The 25,902-nt window shown below is 68.0% G+C and carries 26 protein-coding genes and 1 pseudogene; 1 reads left to right on the top strand and 26 read right to left on the bottom strand.

The window, feature by feature from the left end; translation table 11 throughout:
- Positions 1-15 precede the first annotated feature (15 nt).
- The 10 genes and pseudogenes from HZ989_RS14080 to HZ989_RS14035 all read right to left on the bottom strand — a co-directional run bounded on the left by HZ989_RS14080 (position 16) and on the right by HZ989_RS14035 (position 8,224).
- Positions 16-366 (bottom strand): DUF1428 domain-containing protein, encoded by a 351-nt coding sequence (locus HZ989_RS14080; RefSeq protein WP_209321424.1) that lies wholly within the window; start codon positions 364-366, stop codon positions 16-18.
- 38 nt (positions 367-404) lie between these two features.
- Positions 405-614, bottom strand: coding sequence for a flagellar hook protein FlgE (locus HZ989_RS14075; protein WP_209321423.1), 210 nt, complete (start codon positions 612-614; stop codon positions 405-407).
- Positions 611-2,311, bottom strand: a complete 1,701-nt coding sequence (locus HZ989_RS14070; RefSeq protein ID WP_209321422.1) for a pilus assembly protein — start codon at positions 2,309-2,311, stop codon at positions 611-613. The genes HZ989_RS14075 and HZ989_RS14070 overlap by 4 nt, the downstream gene beginning before the upstream one ends.
- Positions 2,312-2,427: 116 nt before the next feature.
- Positions 2,428-2,544, bottom strand: a pseudogene (locus HZ989_RS14065) (transglycosylase domain-containing protein); the annotation flags it as partial.
- Between the two features lie 71 nt (positions 2,545-2,615).
- Positions 2,616-4,316: a TadE/TadG family type IV pilus assembly protein gene (locus HZ989_RS14060; RefSeq protein ID WP_209321421.1), complete on the bottom strand. Its 1,701-nt coding sequence runs from the start codon at positions 4,314-4,316 to the stop codon at positions 2,616-2,618.
- 121 nt (positions 4,317-4,437) lie between these two features.
- Positions 4,438-5,142: a monofunctional biosynthetic peptidoglycan transglycosylase gene (mtgA, locus tag HZ989_RS14055; RefSeq protein WP_209321420.1), complete on the bottom strand. Its 705-nt coding sequence runs from the start codon at positions 5,140-5,142 to the stop codon at positions 4,438-4,440.
- 181 nt (positions 5,143-5,323) lie between these two features.
- The gene (locus HZ989_RS14050) at positions 5,324-6,310 is read right to left on the bottom strand and encodes a WD40 repeat domain-containing protein (protein ID WP_209321419.1); all 987 of its coding nucleotides are present in this window, start codon (positions 6,308-6,310) and stop codon (positions 5,324-5,326) included.
- A 109-nt stretch (positions 6,311-6,419) separates the two neighbouring features.
- On the bottom strand, positions 6,420-6,830 hold the full coding sequence (locus tag HZ989_RS14045; RefSeq protein WP_209321418.1) for a type II toxin-antitoxin system VapC family toxin: 411 nt from the start codon (positions 6,828-6,830) through the stop codon (positions 6,420-6,422).
- Positions 6,814-7,080: an AbrB/MazE/SpoVT family DNA-binding domain-containing protein gene (locus HZ989_RS14040; RefSeq protein WP_209321417.1), complete on the bottom strand. Its 267-nt coding sequence runs from the start codon at positions 7,078-7,080 to the stop codon at positions 6,814-6,816. The genes HZ989_RS14045 and HZ989_RS14040 overlap by 17 nt, the downstream gene beginning before the upstream one ends.
- Positions 7,081-7,111: 31 nt before the next feature.
- Positions 7,112-8,224, bottom strand: coding sequence for a GTP-binding protein (locus HZ989_RS14035; RefSeq protein WP_209321416.1), 1,113 nt, complete (start codon positions 8,222-8,224; stop codon positions 7,112-7,114).
- Between the two features lie 100 nt (positions 8,225-8,324).
- On the opposite strand from HZ989_RS14035, the gene HZ989_RS14030 reads away from it, so the two are divergent.
- Positions 8,325-9,128 carry a DUF1295 domain-containing protein gene (locus tag HZ989_RS14030; protein ID WP_209321415.1) on the top strand — a complete coding sequence of 268 codons (804 nt, stop codon included), beginning with the start codon at positions 8,325-8,327 and terminating at the stop codon, positions 9,126-9,128.
- 27 nt (positions 9,129-9,155) lie between these two features.
- Here HZ989_RS14030 and glk read toward each other — a convergent pair whose 3' ends face one another.
- From glk to HZ989_RS13950, 16 genes are all read right to left on the bottom strand, one after another.
- A complete protein-coding gene (glk, locus tag HZ989_RS14025; RefSeq protein WP_209321414.1) occupies positions 9,156-10,127 on the bottom strand; it encodes a glucokinase in 972 nt (323 codons plus the stop codon).
- Entirely contained in the window at positions 10,124-11,998 is a 1,875-nt protein-coding gene (gene edd, locus HZ989_RS14020; protein ID WP_209321413.1) for a phosphogluconate dehydratase, read from the bottom strand. Before edd ends, glk begins: the two co-directional genes overlap by 4 nt.
- The gene (pgl, locus tag HZ989_RS14015; RefSeq protein WP_209321412.1) at positions 11,998-12,699 is read right to left on the bottom strand and encodes a 6-phosphogluconolactonase; all 702 of its coding nucleotides are present in this window, start codon (positions 12,697-12,699) and stop codon (positions 11,998-12,000) included. Before pgl ends, edd begins: the two co-directional genes overlap by 1 nt.
- Positions 12,692-14,146, bottom strand: coding sequence for a glucose-6-phosphate dehydrogenase (zwf, locus tag HZ989_RS14010; RefSeq protein ID WP_209321411.1), 1,455 nt, complete (start codon positions 14,144-14,146; stop codon positions 12,692-12,694). The genes pgl and zwf overlap by 8 nt, the downstream gene beginning before the upstream one ends.
- A 37-nt stretch (positions 14,147-14,183) precedes the next feature.
- On the bottom strand, positions 14,184-14,762 hold the full coding sequence (gene hisIE / locus HZ989_RS14005) for a bifunctional phosphoribosyl-AMP cyclohydrolase/phosphoribosyl-ATP diphosphatase HisIE (RefSeq protein ID WP_371813009.1): 579 nt from the start codon (positions 14,760-14,762) through the stop codon (positions 14,184-14,186).
- A gap of 176 nt (positions 14,763-14,938) precedes the next feature.
- Positions 14,939-15,706 carry an imidazole glycerol phosphate synthase subunit HisF gene (gene hisF / locus HZ989_RS14000; protein WP_209321410.1) on the bottom strand — a complete coding sequence of 256 codons (768 nt, stop codon included), beginning with the start codon at positions 15,704-15,706 and terminating at the stop codon, positions 14,939-14,941.
- A gap of 181 nt (positions 15,707-15,887) precedes the next feature.
- Positions 15,888-16,622 (bottom strand): HisA/HisF-related TIM barrel protein, encoded by a 735-nt coding sequence (locus HZ989_RS13995; protein WP_209321409.1) that lies wholly within the window; start codon positions 16,620-16,622, stop codon positions 15,888-15,890.
- A 75-nt stretch (positions 16,623-16,697) separates the two neighbouring features.
- On the bottom strand, positions 16,698-17,297 hold the full coding sequence (gene hisH / locus HZ989_RS13990; RefSeq protein WP_209321408.1) for an imidazole glycerol phosphate synthase subunit HisH: 600 nt from the start codon (positions 17,295-17,297) through the stop codon (positions 16,698-16,700).
- Positions 17,298-17,487: 190 nt separating this feature from the next.
- Positions 17,488-18,915 carry an imidazoleglycerol-phosphate dehydratase HisB gene (gene hisB / locus HZ989_RS13985; RefSeq protein WP_209321407.1) on the bottom strand — a complete coding sequence of 476 codons (1,428 nt, stop codon included), beginning with the start codon at positions 18,913-18,915 and terminating at the stop codon, positions 17,488-17,490.
- A gap of 187 nt (positions 18,916-19,102) precedes the next feature.
- Positions 19,103-20,425 (bottom strand): histidinol dehydrogenase, encoded by a 1,323-nt coding sequence (gene hisD, locus HZ989_RS13980; RefSeq protein ID WP_209321406.1) that lies wholly within the window; start codon positions 20,423-20,425, stop codon positions 19,103-19,105.
- Positions 20,425-21,306, bottom strand: coding sequence for an ATP phosphoribosyltransferase (hisG, locus tag HZ989_RS13975; protein WP_209321405.1), 882 nt, complete (start codon positions 21,304-21,306; stop codon positions 20,425-20,427). The genes hisD and hisG overlap by 1 nt, the downstream gene beginning before the upstream one ends.
- Before the next feature lie 10 nt (positions 21,307-21,316).
- On the bottom strand, positions 21,317-21,637 hold the full coding sequence (locus tag HZ989_RS13970) for a YerC/YecD family TrpR-related protein (protein WP_209321404.1): 321 nt from the start codon (positions 21,635-21,637) through the stop codon (positions 21,317-21,319).
- A 57-nt stretch (positions 21,638-21,694) separates the two neighbouring features.
- Complete coding sequence (locus HZ989_RS13965) at positions 21,695-22,471, bottom strand: peptidase (RefSeq protein WP_209321403.1); 777 nt, start codon at positions 22,469-22,471, stop codon at positions 21,695-21,697.
- A gap of 87 nt (positions 22,472-22,558) precedes the next feature.
- Positions 22,559-23,401: a transglutaminase family protein gene (locus tag HZ989_RS13960; RefSeq protein WP_209321402.1), complete on the bottom strand. Its 843-nt coding sequence runs from the start codon at positions 23,399-23,401 to the stop codon at positions 22,559-22,561.
- Position 23,402: 1 nt separating this feature from the next.
- Positions 23,403-24,341: an alpha-E domain-containing protein gene (locus HZ989_RS13955; protein ID WP_209321401.1), complete on the bottom strand. Its 939-nt coding sequence runs from the start codon at positions 24,339-24,341 to the stop codon at positions 23,403-23,405.
- A 146-nt stretch (positions 24,342-24,487) separates the two neighbouring features.
- On the bottom strand, positions 24,488-25,891 hold the full coding sequence (locus HZ989_RS13950; RefSeq protein ID WP_209321400.1) for a circularly permuted type 2 ATP-grasp protein: 1,404 nt from the start codon (positions 25,889-25,891) through the stop codon (positions 24,488-24,490).
- Positions 25,892-25,902 lie beyond the last annotated feature (11 nt).

Genomic DNA, 25,902 nt, shown 5'->3' with positions numbered 1-25,902 from the left:
TCCCGGGCCTTTCGTCTATCGGCCGTCGAAGATCACCTCGAAGCCGCCCCACATCATGCGCTTGCCGTCGAAGGGCATGTCCACGTCCTTCCAGGCGGGGTCGGATTCCATGGTGGCGAAACAGGCGTCGGCCGTGGCCTTGTCGGGCCATTTCAGCCAGGAGAAGACGACCACCTCGTCCGGCTCCAGCTTCACCGCCAGGTCGAAGCCGGTCAGCTTGCCGGGGGGCACGTCGACGCCCCAGGTCTCGACCTGTTCGAGGCAGCCGTATTTCTGGAAGATCGGCCAGCTGGTCTGCGCCGAGGCGATGTAGCGGTCCCTGTTGTCCGCCTTCACGGGGGACAGGAAACCGGACACATAGGGCATGAGGGTGCTCCGTCGAAAGGAGGCTCAGGGTGCGACCGTCAGGCCAGCATGTCCAGCAAGGTTCCGGTCATGTCGTCGGCGGTGCGCAGGACGGCGACGTTGGCGGACAGGGCGGCCTTGGCCTGCATCCGTTCGACCGTCTCGGCGGCGAGGTCGTCCAGAGGCGCGGCGGCGGTGCGCGCCGCGCTCTGGTCGAACCGGGCCACGGCCGAGGCGATGCCGGCCGTGGCGACGGAGGCCGCGATCATTTGCTGATCCGCATTTTTTCGATGGCACCGGCGATGCGGTCGAAGGCGTCCCCGATGCCGGAGGCGCTGTTGACCGGGAAATAGTGGGCGTTATCGGTGGCGCAGCGCCGCAGCAGGGCCTGGGCCCTGGAATCGACCTGGACGGCGACGGTGTAGACCTCGATGCCCTTTGTCTTGATGTTTCCGCACATGTCCTCGGTGCCGGCGGTGGCGCTGTCGAACCGATCGTCCATCCTGGCGCGGCGGGCGGCATCGCTGCCCGAGGTTAAGCCCAGCCGGTTCTGCCAGATGTAGCCGTTGCCGTTGTAGGTGCTGTCGTTAGGGTTGGAGGCCGCGCTCATCACGTTCTCGCCGTCGGTCATGATGATGATGATCTTCTTCAGCTGCTCTGTGTCGTAGGCGCGGCCGTCACCGAAGGGGGCGTTGGGCGACAGGGTGTGCCAGCCCCACATCGTGCCGAGGGGGACATCGGTGTTGCCCCACGCGATCATGTCACTCACCCCCGCGCGCAGGGCGTTGAAGTCGTTCGTCAGCCGGATGATCGGCCCGAGCCTGCAGCCGGCGTTGGGACCGTAGGCGTTGGTCAGCGTATTGCGCGGGGTGTTCGAATAGCGGCTGGTATTGCGGACCCGGTCCCACCAGGCCTGGGCCCGTGCCGCCGTCGCCGCCGCCCCGGTGCCGAAGGGATTGTTGCCGGTGATGGCCGCGATGCCGTCATCCACATAGTCGTTGCCCTGGTAGCCATAGTTTCTCCACGTCGAGTCCCTGGGATAATCGTCCCTGTCCGGCTCGTCCGGGGCAAAGAAGGGCACGAACCAGCTGGCCTCGGTCCCCGCGACCGGAGGCGTGTCGCGGATGTCGTAGGGCGCACCGCGCGCCTCCACGCAGCCGCCCCAGGTGGTGTTCAGGCGACCGAACAGGGTGAACCGGCCCGTCGCATTGGCGTCGAACAGGCTGTATTTGTTGCCAGGGTCCGAATAGACGCCGCCGCCCGTGTGGTCCGTGGCATTCGTCATCCAGCTGGGCGGTGTGTTGGTGCCGCCCGCTGTGACCCGCACCGTCATGGAGAAGGGCACCAGCGCGATCTTGATCGCGTCCGGCTCGATCGAGCGAGCTTCGGCGGCCTCCAGCCGGTTGATCAGGTCGATGGCGGCGGCCTTGGTATTGGACAGTTTGGCCCCGGACATGGAGCCGGTGTTGTCGATCACCAGAGCGACCTCGAGCAGGCCTCCGCTGGCCCGAAGCACCTCGGAATGGGCGTTGACCGGCAGTTGGTCGTCGAAGAATTGGCCATAGGGCGGCAGGAAGATGTTGGCGACCATGGCCTTGACGCTGACCGTGGCGTCGGCCTCGATCACGCCGGTGGCCTCGTTCAGGCGGAATGTCGTTCTGGTCGTGTCGAGGATGATGTCATCGTAGGGGGCCAGATTGGCCTTCAGAGCGGCCAGGCCCACCTCATTGATGCGGGAGTCTTCGGTGGACTGCGAGCGGGCGGCGGCCAGGGTGGCGGCGTCGAGGGCGTCCTGGACGTTCACGCGCACGCTGGAAACACGGGCGATATCGACCCCGCCAAGGGTCATCAGCAGCATCGGCGGCAGGGCCAGGGCGAAGATCATGGCGACATTGCCGCGCCGGTCGCCAGCGACCCGGGCCCCGAAAGTCTTCAGCGCAGACGCTGTCCTCTTCACGATCCGCATGGCCCACTGTCTGGTCTGTCACGAGCGGGCCGCAGGGTCCGCCATCGACCTGACCTACCAAGGCGCCGTTAAGGGATCGGTGAAGGCAAGGGTTAACGGGCCGACGTCGAGCGAGGTTCGGTCAGGACGGTATAGCCTACCTCCAGCCCCTTGCGGACCCAGTCGCGGCCGGGCCACAGGAAGACGTTCTTGGCGGTCTGCTGGCTGATGGTGGAACCGCCCCACATCATGCGCTTGCCGTCGAAGGGCATGCCCACGTCCTTCCAGACGGGGTCGGTTTCCATGGTGGCGACGGAGGCCGCGATCACCGGCTGATCCGCAGGTCTGCGATGGCACCCGCGATGCTGTCGAAGGCATCCCCGATGCCGGAGGCGCTGTCGACCTCGAAATAGTGGCTGCTATTGGTGGCGCAGCGCCGCAGCAGGGCCTGGGCCGTGTCATCGACCTGGACAGCGATGGTGAAGACCTCGATGTTCGCGTTCTTCATGTTTCCGCACAGGTCCTCCGTGCCGGGGGTGGCGCTGTCAAGACGGTCGTCCATCCTGGCCCGGCGCGTCGACTCGCTGCCCGTGGTGATGCCCAGCCGGTTCTGCCAGATGTAGCCGTTGCCGCCGTAGCTGCCTTCATTGGGGCTGGAATACTCGGGCATATAGTTTTCGCCGTCGGTCATGATGATGATGATCTTCTTCAGCCCCGGGGTGTCGTAGGCGCGGCCGTCGCCGAAGGGGGCGTTGGGCGACAGGGTGTGCCAGCCCCACATCGCACCCAGGGGGACGTTGGTGTTGCCCCACGCGATCATGTCTCTCACCCCCGCGCGCAGGGCGTTGAAGTCGTCCGTCAGCCGGATGATCGGCTTGTGTCTGCAGCCGACGTTGGGACCGAAGTAGTTGCTCAGCGTACTGCGCGGGGTGTTCGAATAGCGGCTGGTATTGCGGACCCGGTCCCACCAGGCCTTGGCCCGGGCCGCCGTCGCCGCCGACCCGGAGCCGAACGGGTTGCTGCTGGTGATGCCCGCGATGCCGTCATCCATATAATCGTTGCCCTCGTAGTCATAATTTTTCCAGGTCGAGTCCTTGGGATAATCGCCCTTGTCCGGCTCGTCCGGGGCGAAGAAGGGCACGAACCAGCTGGCCGCGGTCCCCGCGACCGGAGACGTTTCGCGGATGTCGTAGGGCGCACCGCGCGTCTCCACGCAGCCGCTCCAGGTGGTGTTCAGGCGACTGAACAGGGTGAAACGGCCCGTCGCATTGGCGTCGAACAGGCTGTATTTGTTGGCAGGGTCCGAATAGACGCCGCCGCCCGTGTGGTCCGTGGCATCCGTCATCCAGCTGGGAGGTGTGTTGGTGCCGCCCTCTGTGACCCGCACCGTCATGGCGAAGGGCACCAGCGAGACCTTGATCGCGTCCTCCTCCGTCGCTTCAGCATCGGCGGCCTCCAGCCGGTTGATCAGGTCGATGGCGGCGGCCTTCGTATTGGTCAGTTTGGCCCCGTACATGGAGCCGGTGTTGTCGATCACCAGAGCGACCTCGAGCAGGCCTCCGCTGGCCCGAAGCACCTCGGAATGGGCGTTGACCGGCAGTTGGTCGTCGAAGAATTGGCCATAGGGCGGCAGGAAGATGTTGGCGACCATGGCCTTGACGCTGACCGTGGCGTCGGCCTCGATCACGCCGGTGGCCTCGTTCAGGCGGAATGTCGTATTGGTCGTGTCGAGGATGACGTCATCGTAGGGGGCCAGATTGGCCTTCAGAGCGGCCAGGCCCACCTCATTGATGCGGATTTTGTCGGTGGCCTGCGAGCGGGCGGCGGCCAGGGTGGCGGCGTCCAGGGCGTCCTGGACGTTCACGCGCACGCTGGAAACACGGGCGATATCGACCCCGCCAAGGGTCATCAGCAGCATCGGCGGCAGGGCCAGGGCGAAGATCATGGCGACATTGCCGCGCCGGTCGCCGGCGAACCGGGCCCCGAAAGTCTTCAGCGCAGACACTGTCCTCTTCACGATCCGCATGGCCCACCGTCTGGTCTGTCACGAGCGGGCCAAAGGGTCCGCCATCGACCTGACCTACCAAGGCACCGCTAAAGGATCGGTGAAGGCAAGGGTTAACGGGCCGAAATCGAGCGAGGTTCGGTCAGAGCACGCAGGCGGCCAGACCGTCGTTGCGGACCACCCGGGCCGAGGCCTGGATGCGCGCGGCCCGCCTGCGGACATAGGGGCCGGGCGTTCCGGCATTGTAGCGGCGTGGACTGGGCAGGATGGCGGCGATGCGGGCGGCCTCGCGCGGTGTCAGGTCGGCAGCCGACTTGCCGAACCAGTGGCGGGCGGCGGCCTCTGCGCCAAAGATGCCGGGGCCCATCTCGGCGACGTTCAGATAGACTTCCATGATGCGGCGTTTGCCCCAGCCCGTCTCGATCAGGACGGTATAGCCCGCCTCCAGCCCCTTGCGGACCCAGTCGCGGCCGGGCCACAGGAAGACGTTCTTGGCGGTCTGCTGGCTGATGGTGGAGCCGCCGCGCATCCTGCGACCGCTCTCGTTGTCCTTCATCGCCTGTTCGATGGCCTCCAGGTCGAAGCCCCTGTGGCTACAGAAACGTGCGTCCTCGGCCGCGATGGCGGAGGCGACCAGGTTGGGGGAGATGTCGCCAAGCGGCTTCCAGCGATAGTCCATCCCGTGTCCGGCCAGACCTTCCCGGATCATCAGAAGGGTAAGGGGCACCGGGGCGAACCGGTAGATCAGCACCCCGCCGAACGGCAGCAGGGCCAGGACCATGAGGGTGGTCAGGATGGGGCGGGCCTTGCGGCGCGGGCGCTCGGACGGGATCGGTGTGTCGCTCATTTCGGCAGGTTCACGTCCCACAAAAAGCCCCCGAGCCAGGCGCCGACCGCGACGACCAGGATCACCATCACGGCCAGGCACCCGAAGGCCATGCGCGGTGAGCCGCCTCGCCCTTTCCGGTTTCGCATCGGAACCCCCGTTCCGCCTGACGATAGGCGCGGGCGGCGCGGCCTGTCGAGGGTCAGTCGATGACGACGTCCGCCACCCCGGCGTTGCCGTCCTCGTCGGCCCAGGCGACGCGCGTGGTATCGGGGCTGAGGGCCAGGGCGACGATGGGCGCGCCCTTTTCGACCTTGACGAAATTCAGGCCCTGACCGGCCGGGTCGGCGACCCAGACGCGGCCGTCGGCGAGACCTGCCGCCAGCCGGCCGTGCGGGTTGGAGGCGGCGACCAGGCTGACGGTGGTGGCGTCGTCGAAGCCGATCTCCGACGCCTCGCGTCCCATCGGGCCGTTCGAGCCGGTGAAGGGCCACAGCACCGCCCCCTGCGCGCCCGAGGTGGCCAGCAGCGATCCCTTCGACAGGAAGGCCATGGCGCGAATTTTGGACGGATAGCCGCCCATGCGCATGTTCTTCGAATCCTTCAGCCGCCAGCCATGCAACTGCATGTCCTGCATGGTGGTGACGACGAAGGCCCCGTCCGGCGAGAAGGTCACGCCGGTGTGCGATCCGGCCCAGACCAGCTTCGTCGGCTTCTGGTCGGAGATACGGGCGAACCAGAGACAGGCTCCGCCATAGGTCGAGGTGGCGATGCGGCGGCCCCCGGGATCGAAGGCGACGCCGGACACGGTCCGCTCGTGCTGGAAATCGCGGCGGAATCCAGCGTCTGTGGCATCAATGACCGACAGCGTCCTGCCGGACGAGAAGGCGATCAGCTTCGTCTCTGGCGATGCGGCGATCGCATCGATCCAGCCGCCTGTGCCGGGACCTTGTGTGGTGGCCAGGACACCGGCCTCGCCCTTGCGGCTCCAGATCACCCGCCCGTCGTCGCCCCCGGTGACCAGACCCTCGCCCGAGGGGTGGACGGTGGCGCACAGGACCGCGCCGTCATGCACGGCATCGAACACGCCGTCCTCGAACCGGACCGAGCCGTCGCCCAGGGCGAAGACCGCGCCGGACCGGTCGAAATGCGCCGAGGTGACCTGGGCGTCGAAGGAGAAGGTGGTCATTTACGAGGACACTTTTTTGCGGCTTTCGAGCTCATGGCCGATGAACATAGCGCGGAACCAGCGGCGTTTCGGGTGACCCGTTGAAGAACGCCGGAAATCCGGATCAGGGTCATTTCGCCAAGGTGCCCGGCAGTCTCGCTGCCAAACCCGATTGAGTCAGCCGGCGGATCGCCTTGCGGTCGAACGAAACGAAGCTTTGGCCGCCGAGCGCCAGCCCTTCCGCCGCGATGATTGCATCGGTGAAGTCACCGCCTTCGTTCAGATGCGCCAGTCCGTGTTCGACCGTCGGTCTGTCCACGATCACCGACGGAATCGACAGGAACACTCCGATCGCCCGCCCTATTTCATCGCGACCGAAGCCGTATCGGCTTTTCAGGACCCATACCGCTTCGCACAGGGCGACCAGGGTCACCACCACCCGTTCCGCCGCGAGAACTTCGGTGCGCGCCGACCGGGTCTGGTCCGGATCGTCGCCGACGATCAGACGGACGAGGACGTTGGTGTCAATCGTGATCGTCAAGTTCGCCTGCCCACCCCCTGGCGATGGTCTCGTTCATCTCTTCGATCGACACGGGCGGCGTCCCGGGAAGAGGTTTCAGGATGCCGATGAGATCGTCCCAGGTTTTGGTTGCCGGCCTTACGGGAGGGATCACGAGGCCCCCGTCGGGCCGCACTTCGACGCGCAGCTTCTGTCCGGGTTTGGCACCCAGCCCGTCGCGCAGGGTCTTGTTGATCGTAATCTGACCCTTGGATGTCATCGTCAGTTCCATCACCGGAACGTAATGCAAAACTGCCTTACATTCAAGCCGCGCACCCCTCGAACCCCGCCTTCAACCCCGCCTCGTCGAGGTCGCGGCCGATGAAGACGGCGCGGCTCCAGCGGCGTTCGGCGGGGCCCCATTCGCGCTGGAGGTCGCCCTCCAGGATCATGTGGACGGCCTGGAAGACCAGGCGGCGGTCCTCGCCCTGGACGTCGATGATGCCCTTGGCGCGCAGGATGTTCTGGCCCTGCTGGCCCAGTAGCGTGTCCAGCCACTGGGTGAACTTCACCCCGTTCATGGGCCGGTCGAGGCTGAGGGAAATGCCGCGGATGTCGTCGCCGTGGCTGTGGCCGCGCGGGCCGTGGGCGGCATGGGCAGGGTCCGGATTCGCGTGGACTTCCTGTACTTCCTGTACTTCGTCATGGTGGTGGTCGTGGCCGTGATGGTCATGGCCGCAGTGTTCGTCGTGGACGTGGCCGGCCTCGCCGTGGGCCGGATTGGCGAACTCGGGGTGCAGGTCGAGGATGCGGTCCAGGTCGAAGCCATGCAGCCCCAGCACCTGGTCCAGCGGCACGTTCGCGCGTTCGGCGCGGGTGATCGGCGCGAGCGGGTTCAGGGCGCGCAGGCGGGCCTCGACGGCGGTCAGTTCAGCGGGCGTCGCCAGGTCGGTCTTGTTGAGGATGATGCGGTCGGCAAAGGCGACCTGTTCGCGGGCCTCCTTCGAGTCATCCAGGCGGGCCATGATGTGTCTGGCGTCGACCAGGGTGGTGACGCTGTCCAGTTTCGTCTTCGCCTTGACGTCCTCGTCGACGAAGAAGGTCTGGGCGACCGGGCCCGGATCGGCGAGACCCGTGGTCTCGACGATGATGGCGTCGAAGGCGGGGGCACCGGGCTTCTGGCGTTTCATCAGGCCGGCAACGACGCGGATCAGGTCGCCGCGCACCGTGCAGCAGACGCAGCCGTTGTTCATCTCGAACACATCCTCGTCGGCCCCGACGACCAGGTCGTTGTCGATGCCGATCTCGCCGAACTCATTGACGATGACGGCATAGCGCTTGCCGTGATCCTCGGTGAGGATGCGGTTCAGGAGGGTGGTCTTGCCCGCGCCGAGGTAGCCGGTGAGGACGGTGACGGGAATGCGTGTGTCGGTCATGGGCGCTAGATGGCGGCTGCGGCGGCGAAGGGGAAGAGGGCGACGCCATGACATATGTCCGGGCTTGCGTCCGGGCGGGCGATAGGCTCGTTAGGGTTCCATGACGCTGATCGAACTCGCCGGGCTGCTGGGCCTGAATCTGCTTCTCATCGTGGCGGTGATGCTGGGCCTGTGGACCCTGTCGTTGCGGCTGAAGGACGTCAGCTTCATCGACGGCGTCTGGCCGCTGGGCATGCTGTTCCTGGCCCTGATCACCTTTCCCCGGACGGACGGCGATCCGGTGCGCAAGGGCCTGCTGCTGTGGCTTTGCGCCGTCTGGGCGATCCGGCTGGGCTGGCACCTGCTTCACCGCTGGCGAGCGCACGGGGCCGACAAGCGCTACACCGAAATTCTGGAGGGACAGGCGGCGAAGGGCTGGAGCTTCGGCAAGACCGCCCTGCTGTTCGTCTTCCTGCCCCAGGCCTTTCTGGCCTGGCTGAACTCCCTGCCGACCCAGCTGGGCCAGATCGCGCCGGTTCCCCCTATCGGCTGGATCGGCTGGATCGGGGCGGTGATCGTGGTCGTCGGCATCGCCTTCGAGAGCATTGGCGACGCCCAGCTGGCGGCGTTTCGCAAGGACCCCGGGAACAAGGGCAAGGTGCTGGACAGCGGCCTGTGGCGCTATACGCGACACCCGAACTATTTCGGCGACGCCTGCGTCTGGTGGGGGCTGTGGCTGATCGCGGCAGAGACGGGCTGGATCGGGTTCGCCTCGATCCTTGGGCCGATCTTCCTGACCTTCACCCTGACCAAATGGTCGGGCATCGGCATCACCGAGAAATCGACGGCCCGGACCAAGCCGCAGTATGCCGACTACATCCGCCGGACCAGCGCCTTCATCCCGATGCCGCCGAAGAAGGACTGAGGCCTCCCTTCGTCATTCCGGGCGCGGTTATCCGGCCTCGTCGAACGCGACCCGTGCAGAGCCCAGCAGGGCGGCGTGCTTGTGGGTGATCACCCAGGTCGGGATGTCGGCCATATAGTCCCTGAACCGGCCCTTCCTCTCGAACCGCTGGCGGAAGGGGCTGGCCTTCAGGAAGGGCAGGATGCGCGGCGCAATCCCGCCGGCGATATAGACCCCGCCGCGGGCCCCGGTGGTCAGGGCGATGTCGCCAGCGACGGCCCCCAGAATGGCGCAGAACCGGGCGAGCGTCGCGCCGCAGGGGCTGTCGGGATCGGCCAGGGCCGTCCTTGTGATCTCGGCCGGATCCTCGATATGGGTCTCGCGTCCGTCGATCTCGGCCAGGGCCCGGTGCATGTTCAGCAGGCCGGGGCCGCAGATCAGCCGCTCGATCGAGACGCGGTCGTAGCGGCGGCGCAGGATGCGCAGGATCTCGTCCTCGACGGGATCGCCGGGGGGGAAACAGGCGTGGCCGCCTTCGGACGGCATGGCCATCTCGCCGCCATGGGCGTCGCGGATCAGGGCCGAGACACCGAAGCCGGTGCCGGGCCCGAGGACCGCGATGGTCGAATGGGGATCGCCGGCGTCGGGACCGCCCAGCTTTTCCAGATTTTCGGACGGAATGACCGGCGCGCCCCAGGCCAGGGCCTCGAAGTCGTTGATCAGCTTGACGGGGTTGAGGCCCAGCGTCGCCAGTTCCGTCTCCGACACCGCCCAGGGCGAGTTGGTCAGGTCGATGGCCCCGTCCTCGACCGGCCCGGCCACGGCGATGACCCCGCCGGACGGCCTCGTTCCGCAGCCGTCGATGAAGGCCTTCACCCCGGAAAGAAAGGTCGGATACTGCTCGGCCGGGAAGCTCTCGTGATGGTCCAGAACGATCTGGCCACCCTCCATCCGGGCCAGGGCGAAGCGGGCGTTGGTCCCGCCGACGTCGCCTACGAGGAGCGTCCTGCCGTCACTCATGCGTCCACTGCCCTGTTCTGTACATTCGCGTCCGCTACATCGCGGATCTCTGGTTGTTGGCTTGTCGGTTCGGGGACGAAACAGACCGAGGCCCCCTGTTCGGCGGAGGAAACCACCGACCGGAAGGCGCCGAACAGCTCGCGGCCATAGCCCCAGCTCTGGACGGCGGTCGGCCGGGCGCGGTCGCGCATCGACAGGTCGGCGGCGATGGCCAGGGTGCCGGCCTCGGCGTCCAGGCGGACGATGTCGCCGTCGTGGACATAGGCCAGCGGCCCGCCGTCCAGCGCCTCGGGTGTGACGTGGATGGCGGCAGGGGTCTTGCCGGAGGCTCCGGACATGCGGCCGTCGGTGACCAGGGCGATGGGCACGCCGCGGTCCTGGAGCACGCTCATCAAGGGCGACAGGGAATGCAGTTCGGGCATGCCGTTGGCCCTCGGGCCCTGGAAGCGCAGGACGATGACGCCGCCGGTGTCGAGCGCGCCGCGCTGGAAGGCGGCCAGGACGTCTTCCTGGGCGTCGAACACCCGGGCAGGCCCCTCGACGATGCGATGCTGCGGCTTGACCGCCGAGATCTTGATCACGGCCCTGCCGAGGTTGCCCTTCACCAGACGCAGGCCGCCCTCGGTGTCGAAGGGGTCGGAGGCGGGGCGCAGGATGTCGCGGTCCAGACTCTCGGCCACGCCGTCCTTCCAGACCAGCTGACCATCGACCATCGCCGGTTCCCGGAAATAGTGGTGGATGCCCCGGCCCATGATGGTGGTGACGTCGGAATGGATGTGACCGGCCTGGGCCAGTTCACGCGCCACGAAGGCCACGCCGCCGGCCGCCTGGAAGGCGTTCACATCGGCCGTGCCGTTCGGATAGATGCGCGCAAGCAGGGGGGTGACGGCCGACAGCTCGTCCATGTCGGTCCAGTCGATCAGCACCCCCGCCGCCCGCGCCATGGCGACCAGATGGATGGCGTGGTTGGTCGATCCGCCAGTCGCCAGCAGGGCCACGATCATGTTGACGACGGACTTCTCGTCCACGACGTCGGCCATGCGGCCTTCGCCGGACTGCGCCAGCTCGACGGCGCGCTTTGCCGCTGCCGCCGTCAGGGCATCGCGCAGGCCGGTCTCCGGATGGACGAAGGCGGTGGAGGGCATGTGCAGGCCGCCCAGCTCCATCATCATCTGGTTGGAATTCGCTGTGCCGTAGAAGGTGCAGGTCCCGGGCGAGTGGTAGGAGCCGATCTCGCTGGCCAGCAGCACGTCGCGGCCGACCTTGCCTTGCGCATATTCGGCGCGGACGCGGGCCTTTTCGGCATTGGGGATGCCGCTGGGCATGGGACCGGCGGGGGCGAAGACGACGGGCAGGTGGCCGAAGGCGAGCGCGCCCATGAACAGGCCGGGCACGATCTTGTCGCAGACTCCCAGCATCATGGCCGCGTCGAAGGCGTCGTGGGTCAGGGCGACCCCGACCGACATGGCGATGACGTCGCGGCTGAACAGCGACAACTCCATGCCGGGCCGACCTTGCGTGACCCCGTCGCACATGGCCGGGGTGCCGCCCGCGACCTGGGCGGTCGCGCCGACCTCGCGGGTCGCCTTGCGGATCACCTCGGGGAAGCGCTCGAACGGCTGATGGGCCGACAGCATGTCGTTGTAGGCGGTGACGATGCCGACATTGGGCGTCTTGCCCGTCATGGCGGTCAGCTTGTCGGCGATGGTCTGGCCCGCGAAGGCATGGGCCCAGTTGGCGCAGGACAGCTTGGCGCGGCCGACGCCGCTGTCGCGGGCAGCGTCCATGCGGCGGATATAGTCGGCGCGGGTCGCTTTTGAGCGTTCGACGATGCGGGCGGTGACGTCCGCGACCACGGGGTGCAGGGTCATCAGGCGGCCTCCGTCCAGACGACTTCGAGGGGAACCTTCGCCGCGATCATCGCCGCGACGGGTTGCGTGGCCGGGTCGCCGCCCGCCTCGCGCTCGAACACCGAACGCTTGGCGGACCCTTTCAGGGCCAGGACGACGCGACGCGCCGACATCAGATACGGCAGGTTGATCGACAGCCGCTCCAGGCTGGGGGCCGCACCGTCGCGGCCGTGCGGCACGCCATAGACGGCGGGCTTCAGGGTGGGGGTGAGCAGGGTCTTCAGCGTCGGGCTGTTCGGGAACATCGAGCAGATGTGCCCGTCCTCGCCCATGCCCAGCAGGACCGCGTCGAAGCGGCCGCCGGCCTCAGCGAGAGCATGGGCTGCCTTCGCCGCCGCGCGGTCCACGGTGACCTCCGGGTGATACAGCGGGACAAAGGTCGCTGCCGCGGCGGGTCCCTGCAGGAGGACCTCCCTGATCAGCCGGGCGTTCGACTCCGTTGAGGTCTCGGGCACGTAGCGTTCGTCCACGAGGGTGACGGCGATGTTAGACCACGCGAGGTCGGCCCGGGCCAGACGGGCGTAGACGGGCGAGGGGGTCGACCCGCCGGGTCCGGCGAACAGGGCGCGACCATTGCCGAGGACGGCGGCGGCGAGGGTTTCTTCAAGCCGGCCGGCAAGGGTGGCGGCCCAGGCGTCGGCGGTGGGAACGGTCTCAAGCATCGCTCGTGTTCCAGTCGCGGCCGGTGCGCACCATCAGCATGTCGGCGGCGTCGGGGCCCCAGGTGCCGGCGCGGTAGGGCTGTGGCTTCACATGGCCGTCGACCCAGGCCTGGGACACGCCGTCGACCCATTCCCAGGCCTTTTCGGCCTCGTCGCGGCGCACGAACAGGGTGGAATCCCCGTTCAGGGCGTCGAGCAGCAGGCGCTCGTAGGCGATCCGGCGGCGCGGCGGCCGGGCGTCCTTGCCGCCGACACCCCAGGACAGGCTCATCTTGATCGGCTGCAGCTGCATGCGCTGATCCAGCCCCGGCTTCTTGTTCATGACCGTCAGGGAGATGTCTTCCTCGGGCTGCAGCTCGATGATCATCCGGTTGGCGCTGTCCTCGTCGCGCGCATCCTGGCCGAAGATGGAATGGGGCACCGGCTTGAACTGGATGACGATCTCGGTCCGCTTCTCGGGCAGGCGTTTCCCGGTGCGCAGGAAGAAGGGCACGCCGGCCCAGCGCCAGTTGTCGATGTCGGCGCGGATGGCGACGAAGGTCTCGGTGTCGGAATCCGATCCGCGTTCCTCGTCATAGCCGGGCACGCGCTTTCCATCGACCGTGCCGGAGACGTACTGGCCGCGCACGGTGGTGCGTTCGACATCTTCATCCGTGATCGGACGAAGCGAGCGGATCACCTTGACCTTTTCGTTGCGGACCGAGTCCGGATCGAGGTCCGAGGGCGGCTCCATGGCGACCAGGCACAGGAGCTGCAGCATGTGGTTCTGCAGCATGTCCCGCAGGGCACCGTATTCGTCGTAATAGGGCCAGCGGTCGCCGACGCCGACGGTCTCGCCCACCGTGATCTGGACGTGGTCGATCGACAGATTGTTCCACAGCGGCTCGAAGATCACATTGCCGAAGCGCAGGGCGATCAGGTTCTGGACCGTCTCCTTGCCCAGGTAATGGTCGATGCGGAACACCTGGCTCTCGCTGAAGGCATCGGCCACGGCGTCGTCGATGGCCTGGAAACTCTCCAGATCGCGGCCGACCGGCTTTTCCAGCACGACACGGTCTTCGGGCTCGGCCAGTCCGGCCGCGCGCATGGCCGTGACGATCCTGGCATAGAGGGACGGCGAGACCGCCAGGAAGCTGGTGCAGGAGCCGTCGCCGACCTTGTCCTTCAGCGGCTTCAGGCTCTCGGCCGAGGTGGCATCGACGGCGAGATAGTCGAGCCGGGCTTCCAGCCTGCCCCAGGCATCGTCGGACCAGTGGCCGTCAGCCTTGGACTCGACCGCCGTGCGGACCTTGGCGACATATTCCGCGCGGGTCTCTTCGGACCGGGCCGCGCCGATGATCTTCAGCCCGTCGGGCAGCAGGCCGTCGTGCTCGAGGAAATAGAGCGAGGGCAGCAGCATCCGCATTGCCAGATCGCCGCCGCCGCCGAACAGGACCAGAGCCGTCATGCCGATTCCTCAAATCGCGAGGGCAGGCCCCCGCCAGTCAGTCCGCGTGTGTGGCCGGTCGCGCGCGTGAGGCCAACACATCCAGCACGTCCTGAAACGACATTTGACGCGCCCGTAACAGAACCAGCAGATGATAGACCAGATCGGCGGCCTCGGATGCGACTTCCTCGTCCGGGCCGGCGGCCCCGGCCAGGGCGGTCTCCACGCCCTCCTCGCCGACCTTCTGGGCGACCCGCTTCGGCCCCTCGGCGAGCAGGCGGGCGGTCCAGCTGGTGGCCGGATCGGCGGCGGCGCGTTCGGCGATGGTGGCTTCCAGACGGGCGATGCGGCCGAGGCCCGGCGCATCCTCGGTGCCGAAACAGCTGGTGGTTCCCAGATGGCAGGCGGGACCCATCGGACGGACGGCCAGCACCAGGGCATCGCCGTCGCAGTCGGGCGTGATGGAGACGACCTTCAGCCGGTTGCCGCTGGTCTCGCCCTTTCGCCACCGTCCGCCGCGCGAGCGCGAGAAGAAGGTGGCCTCTCCGCTCTCGATCGTCTCGTCGAGCGCGGCCCGGTCCATATAGGCGAGGGTCAGCACCTGCAGGGTGTCGGCATCCTGCACCACGGCCGGGATCAGGCCGCCGCCCTTTGCGAAATCGAGGGTGTCCAGATCCTCCCCCGTCGGGGGAGGTGGATCGGAGCGAAGCGGAGAGACGGAGGGGGCATGCTCCGAACGCGGTGCCCGGGGTTGGCCCCCTCCACCGCTTCGCGGTCCCCCTCCCCCGATGGGGGAGGATTGGGTCTTCACGATCATTGTCTCACCTCAACACCCGCGCCCGCCAGGAAGGCCTTCAGGTCCGGGACCGCGATCTGGCCGGAGTGGAAGACGCTGGCCGCCAGGGCACCGGATACATTCGCCCGATCGAAGACATCGAGAAAATGCGACTTCGCCCCGGCCCCGCCGGACGCCACCAGCGGAATCGTCAGGCGGCTGCGGGCGTCGGCCAACTGGGCGGTGTCATAGCCCTTTCGCACCCCGTCCTGATCGATGCAGTTCAGCACGATCTCGCCCGCGCCGCGGTCCTGGGCCTCGACGATCCAGTCCATGGTGAGGCGTCCGGCCAGACGGCGGCTGTCCGGGTCGCCGGTGTATTTGTGCACGACATAGTCGCCGTTCTCGCGCCGGGAGTCGACGCCGACGACCACGCACTGGCTGCCCAGCCGCTCTGCCATCTCGGAGATCAGTTCGGGCCGTTCCAGCGCCGGGGAGTTGATGGACACCTTGTCGGCCCCGTTGTCGAGGCAGGCCGCCGCCTGATCCACGGTGCGGATGCCGCCCGCGACGCAGAAGGGGATGTCCAGCAGCCGGGCGATCTCGCGGACCCAGCCGTAGTCCAGCGTCCGGCCTTCGGGCGAGGCGGTGATGTCGTAGAAGACCAGTTCGTCGGCACCCTCGTCGCGATAGCGCGCGGCCAGCTCGGCGGCGTCGCCCATGTCGACGTGGCCCTCGAAGCGGACGCCCTTGACGACGCGGCCGTCCTTCACGTCCAGGCAGGGAATGATCCGGCGTGCGGTCATGCCGTCAGCCTCGCCAGGACCGCATCCCGATCTCCGCTCATCCCCGCGAAAGCGGGGACCCAGTGTTTTGGGCGATGATCGACACCGAATGTCCTGCAGCATCGATCCCGGACACCCGGCCTCGCGAAAGGACTGGGTCCCCGCTTTCGCGGGGATGAGCGGAAAGGAAGGGAGGAGGCCATCACCTTGCGGCTTCTATGGCGTTGCGGGCCGTGAAGCGACCCTCGTAGATCGCGCGGCCGACGATGGCCCCGTCGCAGCCGATGGCCCTGGCCGCCGTCAGGTCGTCGAGGGAGGAGACGCCACCGGACGCCTGGACCTTCAGGTCGGGACGACGCCGGATGACCTCGGCCAGCAGGTCGAGGTTCGGACCCGTCAGGGCGCCGTCGCGACCGACGTCGGTGATCAGGACGTGCTCCAGCGTGCCGGGCGGATAGCGGTCGAGCGCGGTCCACAGGTCTATCGGCGCGGCCTCGGTCCAGCCCTTCAGGGACGGGACGGGTACGCCGTCCTCGCCCACCCGGACGTCGAAGGCGAGGGTCAGGCGCTGGTGGCCGAACCTGCCCAGCCAGGCCGACACCTCGGCCGGCGCCGTCACGGCCTGCGACCCGACGACCACGCGGCTGACGCCCGCGTCCAGCAGGTTGCGCACGTCGGACAGGGTGCGGACGCCGCCGCCGGACTGGATGTTCACATCCAGGCTGCCGGCCAGGTCGCCGATCAGCCGGTGCTGGACCGCTCGGCCTGCCTCCGCACCGTCCAGGTCGACGATGTGGACCCAGGTCGCGCCCTCGGCGACGAAGGCGGTCAGGCGCGCAGCGGGGACGGTGTCGTACTCGGTCACCTGGTCGAAGCGGCCATGCATCAGCCGCACGCAGACGCCGTTTCGCAGGTCGATGGCGGGATAGACGATCATGCCGTCACCATAGTTTTCGTCATGCCCCGGTCTCGCTGCGCTCGCCGGAGGATGACGAAAGAGAGGGAAGAGGGTTCACGCCGCCACCTCCAAAAAGTTCTTCAGAATCCGCGCGCCGGCCCCGGCCGATCGCTCCGGGTGGAACTGGCAGCCCCAGCGGTTTCCGGCGCGGACCATGGCCGGGACCTCGGCCCCGTAGTCGGCGCAGGCGATGGTGGCCCCGGTGTCGGGACAGACATAGGAGTGGACGAAATAGGCGTAGTCGCCCTCGCTCACCCCCTGCAGCAAGGGGTCGTCCTTCAGCTTATGCAGCTGCGACCAGCCCATGTGCGGGACCGGCAGGTCATGGCGGACGGGCATGCGCCGGACCGTCCCCGATATGAAGCCCAGCATGGCGGCACCGCCGTTCTCCTCGCTTTCGGCGAACAGCAGCTGCTGGCCCAGGCACAGGCCCAGCAGGGGGCGTTCGAAGGCCTTGATGACATCGGTCAGGCCGAGCGCCGCCATCCGCTCCATGGCATAGCCGGCCGCACCGACGCCGGGCAGGACCAGGCGTTCGGCCTCGGCGATCTCGACGGGATCGGAAGTGATGCGGGTGTCGGCGCCCAGCCGCTCCAGCGCGAACTGGACCGAGGCGGTATTGCCGGCCCCCAGGTGGACGATGGCGACGGTCATCGGCCCCTCTCCCACAGGGAGAGGGCTTGAGCGCGCGAGAGCCGAAGGCGATCGGCCTTGCGCGAAAGGGTGAGGGGTTTCGACCTCACCGGCTGGCATTGTAACCCCTCACCCTTTCGGCTTGGCGGCGCGCTGCGCTTGCCGAGCCTCAAGCCCTCTCCCAAAGGGAGAGGGAGCCGAAGAGCGGCCATCACAGCACCCCCTTCGTGCTCGGCACGGCGTCGCCCTCGACGCGGATCGCCTGACGCAGCGCGCGGCCGAAGCCCTTGTAGACGGCCTCGGTCTTGTGGTGGTCGTCGTCGCCCTTGACCGAGATCTGGATCGCGGCCCCCAGATGCTCGGCCAGGGAGCGGAAGACGTGGGCGGTCAGGTCGGTGCGGTATTCGCCGATGAAGGGGGTCGAGAAGGTGCCCTCGAACACCGGATAGGGACGCCCGGACAGGTCGATAGCGACATTGGCCTGGGCCTCGTCCATGGCCAGGACGAAGCCATAGCGCTGGATGCCACGCCGCTCGCCCAAGGCCTGTTTCAGGGCCTGACCCAGCGCGATGGCCGAGTCCTCGATCGTGTGGTGCGGGTCGGTGTGCAGATCGCCTTCGCACTTGAGACGCAGCGAGAATCCGCCGTGGGCTGCGACCTGTTCCAGCATGTGGTCGAAGAAGCCGACGCCCGTCTCGATCCGGATGGGGCCGGCGGCGTCCAGGTCCACGGCGCAGACGATGCGGGTCTCCTTCGTGTCGCGGACGGCCTGTCCGACGCGGTGCGCGCGGGTCCTCGCGGGCGTCAGGCCGAGCGCGGTCAGCAGCCGGTCGTTGACCTCGGCCTTGATCGAGACGGGCAGGCGGACCCGCTCCCCCGAGCGATCCGCGGCGATGCCGTATTTCGACAGGTCGGCCAGGGTCGCCTCGATGTCCAGCGGGCGCGCCATCAGGATGGGGCCGACACCGGTCTCCACCACCATGACCCGGCCGATCTGGCGCACCAGCCGCTCGCGTTCGCGGCGGACGGCGGCGATGCGTTCGGTGGTTTCGATCATGCGCGACGGATCGAGCGCCTGCATGGCGAGGCGGACCAGAGGCTCGGGCAGGGCATAGGGTTCGACGACCTCGGCCAGGGTGGCCAGGGTGCCGGGCTGGGCCAGGGCTGCGCCGACGCGGGCACCGGCCAGACCATAGGCCAGCGACAGGCTGCGCAGGACCACCAGATTGGCGTGGTCGCCGATCAGGGTGGTGGCGGAGGGGCCGTCGGCGAACTCGACCAGGCCCTCGTCCACGACCAGCAGGGCGGGGGCGACGCGTTCGGCCATCTCGGCCACGGCCTCGGGCGAGCCGAGGGCGCGGATGACCACGGCGGCGCGGTCGCCGTCCGCCGCACGATAGAGGCGGGCCAGACCGGCACAGGGCTCGGCGTCGGGGGCCTCGACCGAGCGGCCATCGCGGGCCGCGAGGCGGAAGACCAGCTCCAGCCCGTGGGTCAGGCCCCGGACGGGCAGAACCCGGTCGGTGGCGACGCCGTAGACCTGGGCCATGCGAGCGGCGAGGGCGGAGGGGTCGCCGGGATAGGCGTCGAGGCCTTCGCCACCGGCGACCAGGGGCGGATAGGGGGCGGGAAGGGTCATGTCGGGTCTCCTTCTCCCCTTGCGGGAGAAGGTGGCAGCCGAAGGCTGACGGATGAGGGGTACGAGGACGCAGATGGGATAAGGCGAGCAGTCCCCGACCGGCGAGACCGGGAGTCACCCCTCATCCGACCTCGCATTCGCTCGGTCCCCTTCTCCCGCAAGGGGAGAAGGGGAATGCTGAAGATCCTCATCCCGCACTCCTCAGATCGGCGGCCCGGGCGTGGGCTTCCAGGCCCTCCAGCCGGGCCAGACGGGCGGCGATGGGGCCGAGGCGTTCGGCCCCGGCCTCGGTCACGGTCTGGACCGACATGGAGGTCATGAAGCTGGCGGTGGTGATGCCGCCGAGCGTCCGGGCTCCGCCGTCGGTGGGCAGGACGTGGCTGGGGCCGGCGGCGTAGTCGCCCAGGGTCTCGGCGGCCCAGCGACCGACGAAGACCGCTCCGGCAGCGCGGATGGAGGCCACCAGGGCGTCCGCGTCCTCGGCCTGGAGGGCCAGGTGTTCGGGGCCATAGAGGTTGGACACCGCGCAGGCCTCGGCCATGTCGGACACGAGGATGGCGCGGGCCTCCGCCAGGGAGGCGCGGGCGATGTCGGCGCGGGGCAGGGTGGTCAGCTGTTCCTCGACCTCGGCCAGGATGGCGTCGATCGTGGCGGCGCGTTCGCAGACCAGGATGACCTGGGCGTCCGCGTCGTGCTCGGCCTGGCTCAGCAGGTCGGCGGCGGCGATCTCCGGGTCGCAGAAGCGGTCGGCGATGACCAGCAGCTCCGACGGTCCGGCCGGCATGTCGACCGAGGGGCCGTTCGGCAGGGCGGCGGCCTGACGCTTGGCCTCGGCGACATAGGCATTGCCGGGGCCGAACAGCTTGTCGCAGGCCGGGATCTCGCCGTCGTCCAGCACGACGCCATAGGTCAGAGCCGCGATGGCCTGGGCCCCGCCGATCAGCCAGATGGCGTCGAGGTTCGCCTCGGCCGCGGCCAGGATCATGGCCGGGTGGACGCTGCCGTCTTTCGCCGGCGGGGTGACGACGACGCGGGACGTGACGCCCGCGACCTCGGCCGGGATGGCCTGCATCAGAAGCGACGAGAACAGGGGCGCCGTGCCGCCGGGGACGTAGATCCCGGCCGCGCCGATGGGTCGCCAGACCAGTTTCGATTTCACGCCGGGGGTGGTCTCGATGAAGGCGGTGTCCTCCGGTTTCGTCGCCTGGTGAAAGACGTGGACGTTCTCGGCGGCGACCCGGAGCGCGCGGGTGTCGGCGGGGGGCAGGGCGTCGCGGGCGGCGGCGACGGCCTCGGGCGTGATGGCGATGCGGCGGGGCCTGAAGCCGTCGATCCGCTCGGCGAACTGGCTGACGGCCAGACCGCCGGAGAGGGCGACCTGTTCGAAGATGCCGCTGACGACATCCTGCACGTCGCGTTCGCTGCGGCGCGAGGGGCGGGCCAGCGCGTCGAGGCGACCCTGTCGGTCCAGGCCCGACCAGTCGATGCGCTTGATGGAAAGCGTGCCCATCACATCATCTTCTCGATCGGCAGGACCAGAATGGCCGAGGCCCCGGCCGCCTTGAGCTTCTCCAGCGTTTCCCAGAAGACCGCTTCCTGACACACGGCGTGGACGGCGACCGCGTCGTCGCGGCCCATCAGCGGCATGACGGTGGGGGCACCGGCCCCGGGCAGGATGGCGGTGATGGCGTCCAGTGCCGAACGGGGCGCGTTCAGCATCACATATTTGGCACCCTGCGAACTGACCACGCCGGCCATCCGCTCGATGATCGACTCCAGCAGGTGTTGCAGGCCGGGCTCGGGCGCGACAGGCGACTGGATCAGGACGGCCTGGCTTTCGAACACGGTCTCCTTGGCCACGAGGCCATTGGCCTCCAGCGTCGCGCCGGTGGAGACGAGGTCGCAGATGGCGGAGGCGAGCTTCAGCCGGGGAGCCACCTCGACCGCGCCGCGCATGACGACGATGTCGGCCCCGATGCCCTGCTCGTCCAGATAGCGGCGCAGGATCTTCGGATAGGAGGTGGCGATGCGCAGGCCCTGCAGCGAGGCGGGCCCCGCATAGTCCAGCATGGGCGGGCAGGCGAGCTTCAGCGTGCATCGGCCGAAGCCCAGCGGCATCACGATGGAGGCGTTCGATCCGCCGTTCTTGCCCTCTTCCAGCACATTCTCGCCGACGATGCCGAGATCGCAGACGCCGTCGGCGACGAAGGTCGGGATGTCGTCATCGCGCACCCGCAGCAGGTCGATCGGATAGTTCTCGACCTTGTACAGCAGATCGTTGGCTCCCTTCACGACGCGCAGGCCCGCATCCCGGACGAGGTCGAGGCTGCGGTCGGCCAGACGGCCGGATTTCTGCACGGCGATGCGAAGTCGCCCCTGGACGGTACTCATGGCGTTGGACTCAGGCTGATCTGTGGGTTCTGTCCAGCACCAGGCGATAGCCCTGATGCGGCATCTCGCGCAGGAAACGCGCGACGCGGACGACGGTCGTGGGACTGGCCCCGGCCTCGATCGCGATCTCTCGATAGGATTTCGACTTCTGATCCAGCAGCCGGGCGACAGCCCAGCGTTCGGCGAAGGCGCGGATCTCGGCCGGGGTGCACAAGTCCGACAGGAAGGCCTCCATCTCCGCGCGCGTCTTCAGCGACAGAAAGGCGTCGCAGAGCGCATCCCTGTCGTCTGCGGCCCGGGCCGGGGCGGTGTTGCGGAGGGTGTCGGTCATTGAGCGCGTTCCACTATGCTGTAACAGTGGAACGGTCAAGGGCGATCGACGCAGGGTCTAGCTGACCACCGTCATCGAGGGGCGCTGCGGGGGCGCGTCGGCCATCCACGGCGGGTCGGGCATGGCGCGGTGGGCGTTGGCCAGAGCCTCTGACCAGCGTCGACCCAGGTCCTTGAAATAGGGATCGTCGGTTTCGATCCGGCGCTGGTCGCCGTGCAGGCTGTCGCGCGGGATCACGATCATGTCGAACGGCGGACCCACGGCGATGTTCGACCGGATGGTGGAATCAAAGCTGATGAGCCCCAGCTTGACCGCCTCTGACATCGGGGTGTCGGGGCGTAGCGCGCGGTCCAGAATGGGCTTGCCGTATTTCAGCTCGCCGATCTGCAGGTAGGGCGTATCGGTGCCGCACTCGATGAAATTGCCCTGGGCGTAGATGAGATACAGCCCCATCTTGCCACCCCGGACCTGGCCGCCCAGCAGCATGGAGGCGGTGATCTTCAGCGCGTCGGCCTCGACCGTCGGCTGCAGGTCCTGACGGACCTGGTTCAGGCAGTAGCCGACCAGCTGGGCCGCGCGGAACAGGGTCGGGCAGGTCTCCAGCGTTTCGGGCACATCGTGGCCCGGCATCCGCACGCCCTCGGCGACCATGGCCAGGGCCGTCTGGGTCACCGACAGGTTTCCGGCCGTGGCGATGCCGATGACCCGGTCGCCCGGCACCTCGGTCACATGCAGCTTTCGATAGGACGAGATGTTGTCGACACCGGCATTCGTCCGGGTGTCGGCGATCATCGCCAACCCCTCATCCACCAGCATGCCGACGCAGTAGGTCATATCAGAAGACTCGGCCCGAACCGGACCGCCACTCATCAGAAGCGACGACGCTAACAGATTCGAACAACAGGACGACCCCTGAACGGATCATGACCAGCCCTGGCTTTGCTGTTGCTGCTGGGTCTGTTGCATCTGGCGCACACGCAGGGCCACGGTCATCGTCTCGCGCCCGCCGCCATAGCTGGTTCCGCGAATGGGCGAGGCCCCCAGCGCGTCCAGGCCGCAGGCGACGCGGACATAGTGTTCGGTCGGACAGATGCCATTGGCCGCATCGAACCCGACCCAGCCGAGGTCCTCGATCCAGGCCTCGGCCCAGGCGTGGGCGGCGTCCTGGTTTTCGACCCCGTCGGACCGGTGCAGATGGCCCGATACATAGCGCGCCGGAATGCCCATGCGCCGGGCGGCGGCGATGAAGATCTGCGCGTGATCCTGGCACACGCCCTGTTTCTGGGCATAGGCGTCGGCGGCGGTGTGATCCACCGTGGTCGATCCAACCCTGAAGGCCACCGTGCCATGGATCGTGGACATCAGCCGGTGCAGCCTCGTCAGGGTGTCGCCGTCCTCGCCCACCTCGGCCGCCAGGGCCCGGAGCGCCGCATCGGCGTGGGTCAGGGGGGTGTCGCGCAGGAAGACCAGCGGCGACAGACGCTCCGGCGTGCCGCGCAGGACGCCGCCGGTGTCGACGGTCGCGACCTCGCCCGTCACCCGCACCATCAGACCGTTGGTGGGGCGCTCGGTATAGAGGGTGTGGACGATGTTGCCGAAGGAGTCCTCGGAGCGGCGCAGATGGGCGTCGACGTCGGTCTCGATGCGCCAGTCGCGCACCTGCTGGCCCTCGGTCGAGCGCGGTGTCAGGCGCAGGACCTGGACGATGAACCGCGCGGCGCGGTCGTAGGCGTAACGGGTTTCGTGGTCGATCCGGATGCGCATCCTACACCAGGTACTGATCGTGGACGGCGGCAGCCAGGGCGTTGTTCTCGCTCAGGAAGGCCAGGATGTATTCGTGCAGGCCGGACTGGAAGATCTCTTCGATATTCGTCTCGTTGAACCGCGTCAGCCGGGCCGAGGCGATGCGCTGGGCCGGACCGCGACGGCCGTAGTCGGTGGCCAGACGGTCCAGATAGCTGACGATCATCCCCTGGCAGCTGGCCAGCGAGCGCGGCATCTGGCGGTTCAGCACCATCAGGTCCGCGACCAGCCAGGGTCGCACGCTCTCGCGATAGACCCAGCGATAGGCGGTCAGGGCCGAGACCTCGCGCAGCAGGGTCGTCCACTGGAAATAGTCGAGCTGGCCACCGACGCGTTCCCCGGCCGGGAGCAGCAGGTGATACTTCACGTCCAGCAGCCGCGCGGTGTTGTCGGCCCGCTCGATCGCCCCGCCCAGCCGCAGGAACCAGTAGGCGTCGTTCCTCAGCATCGTCCGCGACGATGCCCCCTCGACCGCCAGCGAGACGCCCTTCACCCACTCCAGATAGCGCACGAAGTCGTCGCGTTTCGACGGCTCGCCGAACTCGTTCAGCCCGTTCCAGGCTCCGTTGATGGCTTCCCACAGCTCGATGGTCAGGGCGGTGCGGACCGAGCGGGCATTGGTGCGCGCGGCGGTGATGCAGGCCCTTATCGAAGAGGGATTGTCGGGCGAGAAGGCCAGGAATTCGCGCACCGACTTCTCGGACGGGGTGCGGCCCGAGGCGGCGAACTGGCGCGACACCCCCGCCGAGGCGATGGCGCTGGCCCAGGCCGTGGCGGCGGCCCCGTCACGCGCAGGCAGGGCGGCCAGACGCACGGCCGCCTCCAGGATGCGCGCGAGGAAGTCGGCCCGCTCCATGTAGCGGCCGGTCCAGTAGAGGGATTCAGCGGTTCTAGAGAGCATCTCTATACCCGCTCATCCCCGCGAAAGCGGGGACCCAGTTCTGTCGCGAGGCCGTGCGCTGGACCATGACCGTGCCCTCTACGAACGATCGTCGCCCAAAGCACTGGGTCCCCGCTTTCGCGGGGATGAGCGGGATATGGAAAGACCTAATCATCCAGCACCCAGGTGTCCTTGGTCCCGCCGCCCTGGCTGGAGTTGACCACCAGCGATCCGGCCTTCAGCGCCACGCGGGTCAGGCCGCCCGGCGCGACACGGACGCCTGCGGGGCTGCTCAAAACGAACGGCCGCAGGTCGACGTGGCGGGGCGACAGACTGCCGCCGTCCAGCGTCGGGGCGGTGGACAGGGCCAGGGTCGGCTGGGCGATGAAGTCGTCGGGGTCGGCGATCAGCTTCTTGCGGAAATCCTCGATCTCGGCCCTGGTCGAGGCCGGACCCACCAGCATGCCGTAGCCGCCGGAGCCGCCGACCTCCTTGACCACCAGCTCGGGCAGTTTTTCGAGCACTTCCTTTAGCGCGGCCGGCTCGCGGCAGCGCCAGGTGGGCACATTGCCCAGGATCGGGTCGCCGCCGCTGAAGAAGCGGATGATCTCCGGCATATAGGTATAGACCGCCTTGTCATCGGCGACGCCGGTGCCCACGGCGTTCGACAGGGTCACGTTCCCGGCCGTGTAGGCGGCCATCAGGCCGGGCACGCCGACGGTCGAATCAGGCCGGAAGGTCAGCGGATCGATCCAGTCGTCGTCGACGCGGCGATAGATGACATCGACGCGTTTCGGACCCTCGGTCGTGCGCATGAAGACGATGTCGTCGTTGACGAACAGATCGCCCCCCTCGACCAGCTCGACCCCCAGCTTGTCGGCCAGGAAGCTGTGCTCGTAGTAGGCCGAGTTGTAGGGGCCGGGCGTCAGGACGACGATGTTGGGATCGGCCCCTGCGTGCTCGGGCGCGCTGGCGCGGAGGCTGGCCAGCAGCATGTCGGTATAGGTCTCGACCGGGCGGATGCGGTGCTCGGCGAACAGGTCGGGGAACAGCCGCATCATCATCTCGCGGTTCTCCAGCATGTAGGAGACACCGGACGGCGTGCGGCAATTGTCCTCCAGCACCACGAACCCGTCCTCGCCCGTGCGGACCAGATCGACGCCGCAGATGTGGGTCCAGATGTCGCCGGGTGGACGGCGGCCCTGCATCTCGGGGCGATAGTGGGGATTGGTGAAGATCAGCTCGGCCGGGACGATACCGGCGCGGATGCACTCCTGGGGGCCATAGATGTCCTTCAGAAAGGCATTGATCGCCGTGACCCGCTGCTTCAGGCCCTTTTCCAGCGGCTCCCACTCGGCCGCGCCGATGATGCGGGGCACCACGTCGAAGGGGATCAGGCGTTCGTTGGATTCGACGTCGCCATAGACGGCGAACGTCACGCCCATGCGGCGAAAGAACAGCTCCGCCTGGCGCGAGCGGGCCTGCAGCAGGTCGGCCGGCGCGGCCTCGAGCCACCGGGCCAGGGTCCGGTAGCTGGGGCGGACCTGATCCGAGCCGGCATGGCCTGACATTTCGTCGAACG

The sequence above is a fragment of the Brevundimonas sp. AJA228-03 genome, assembly GCF_017795885.1.
Classification (GTDB): Bacteria; Pseudomonadota; Alphaproteobacteria; order Caulobacterales; family Caulobacteraceae; genus Brevundimonas.
Note: the sequence above shows the minus strand (reverse complement) of the source record. Positions and strands in the feature narration are given on the sequence as shown.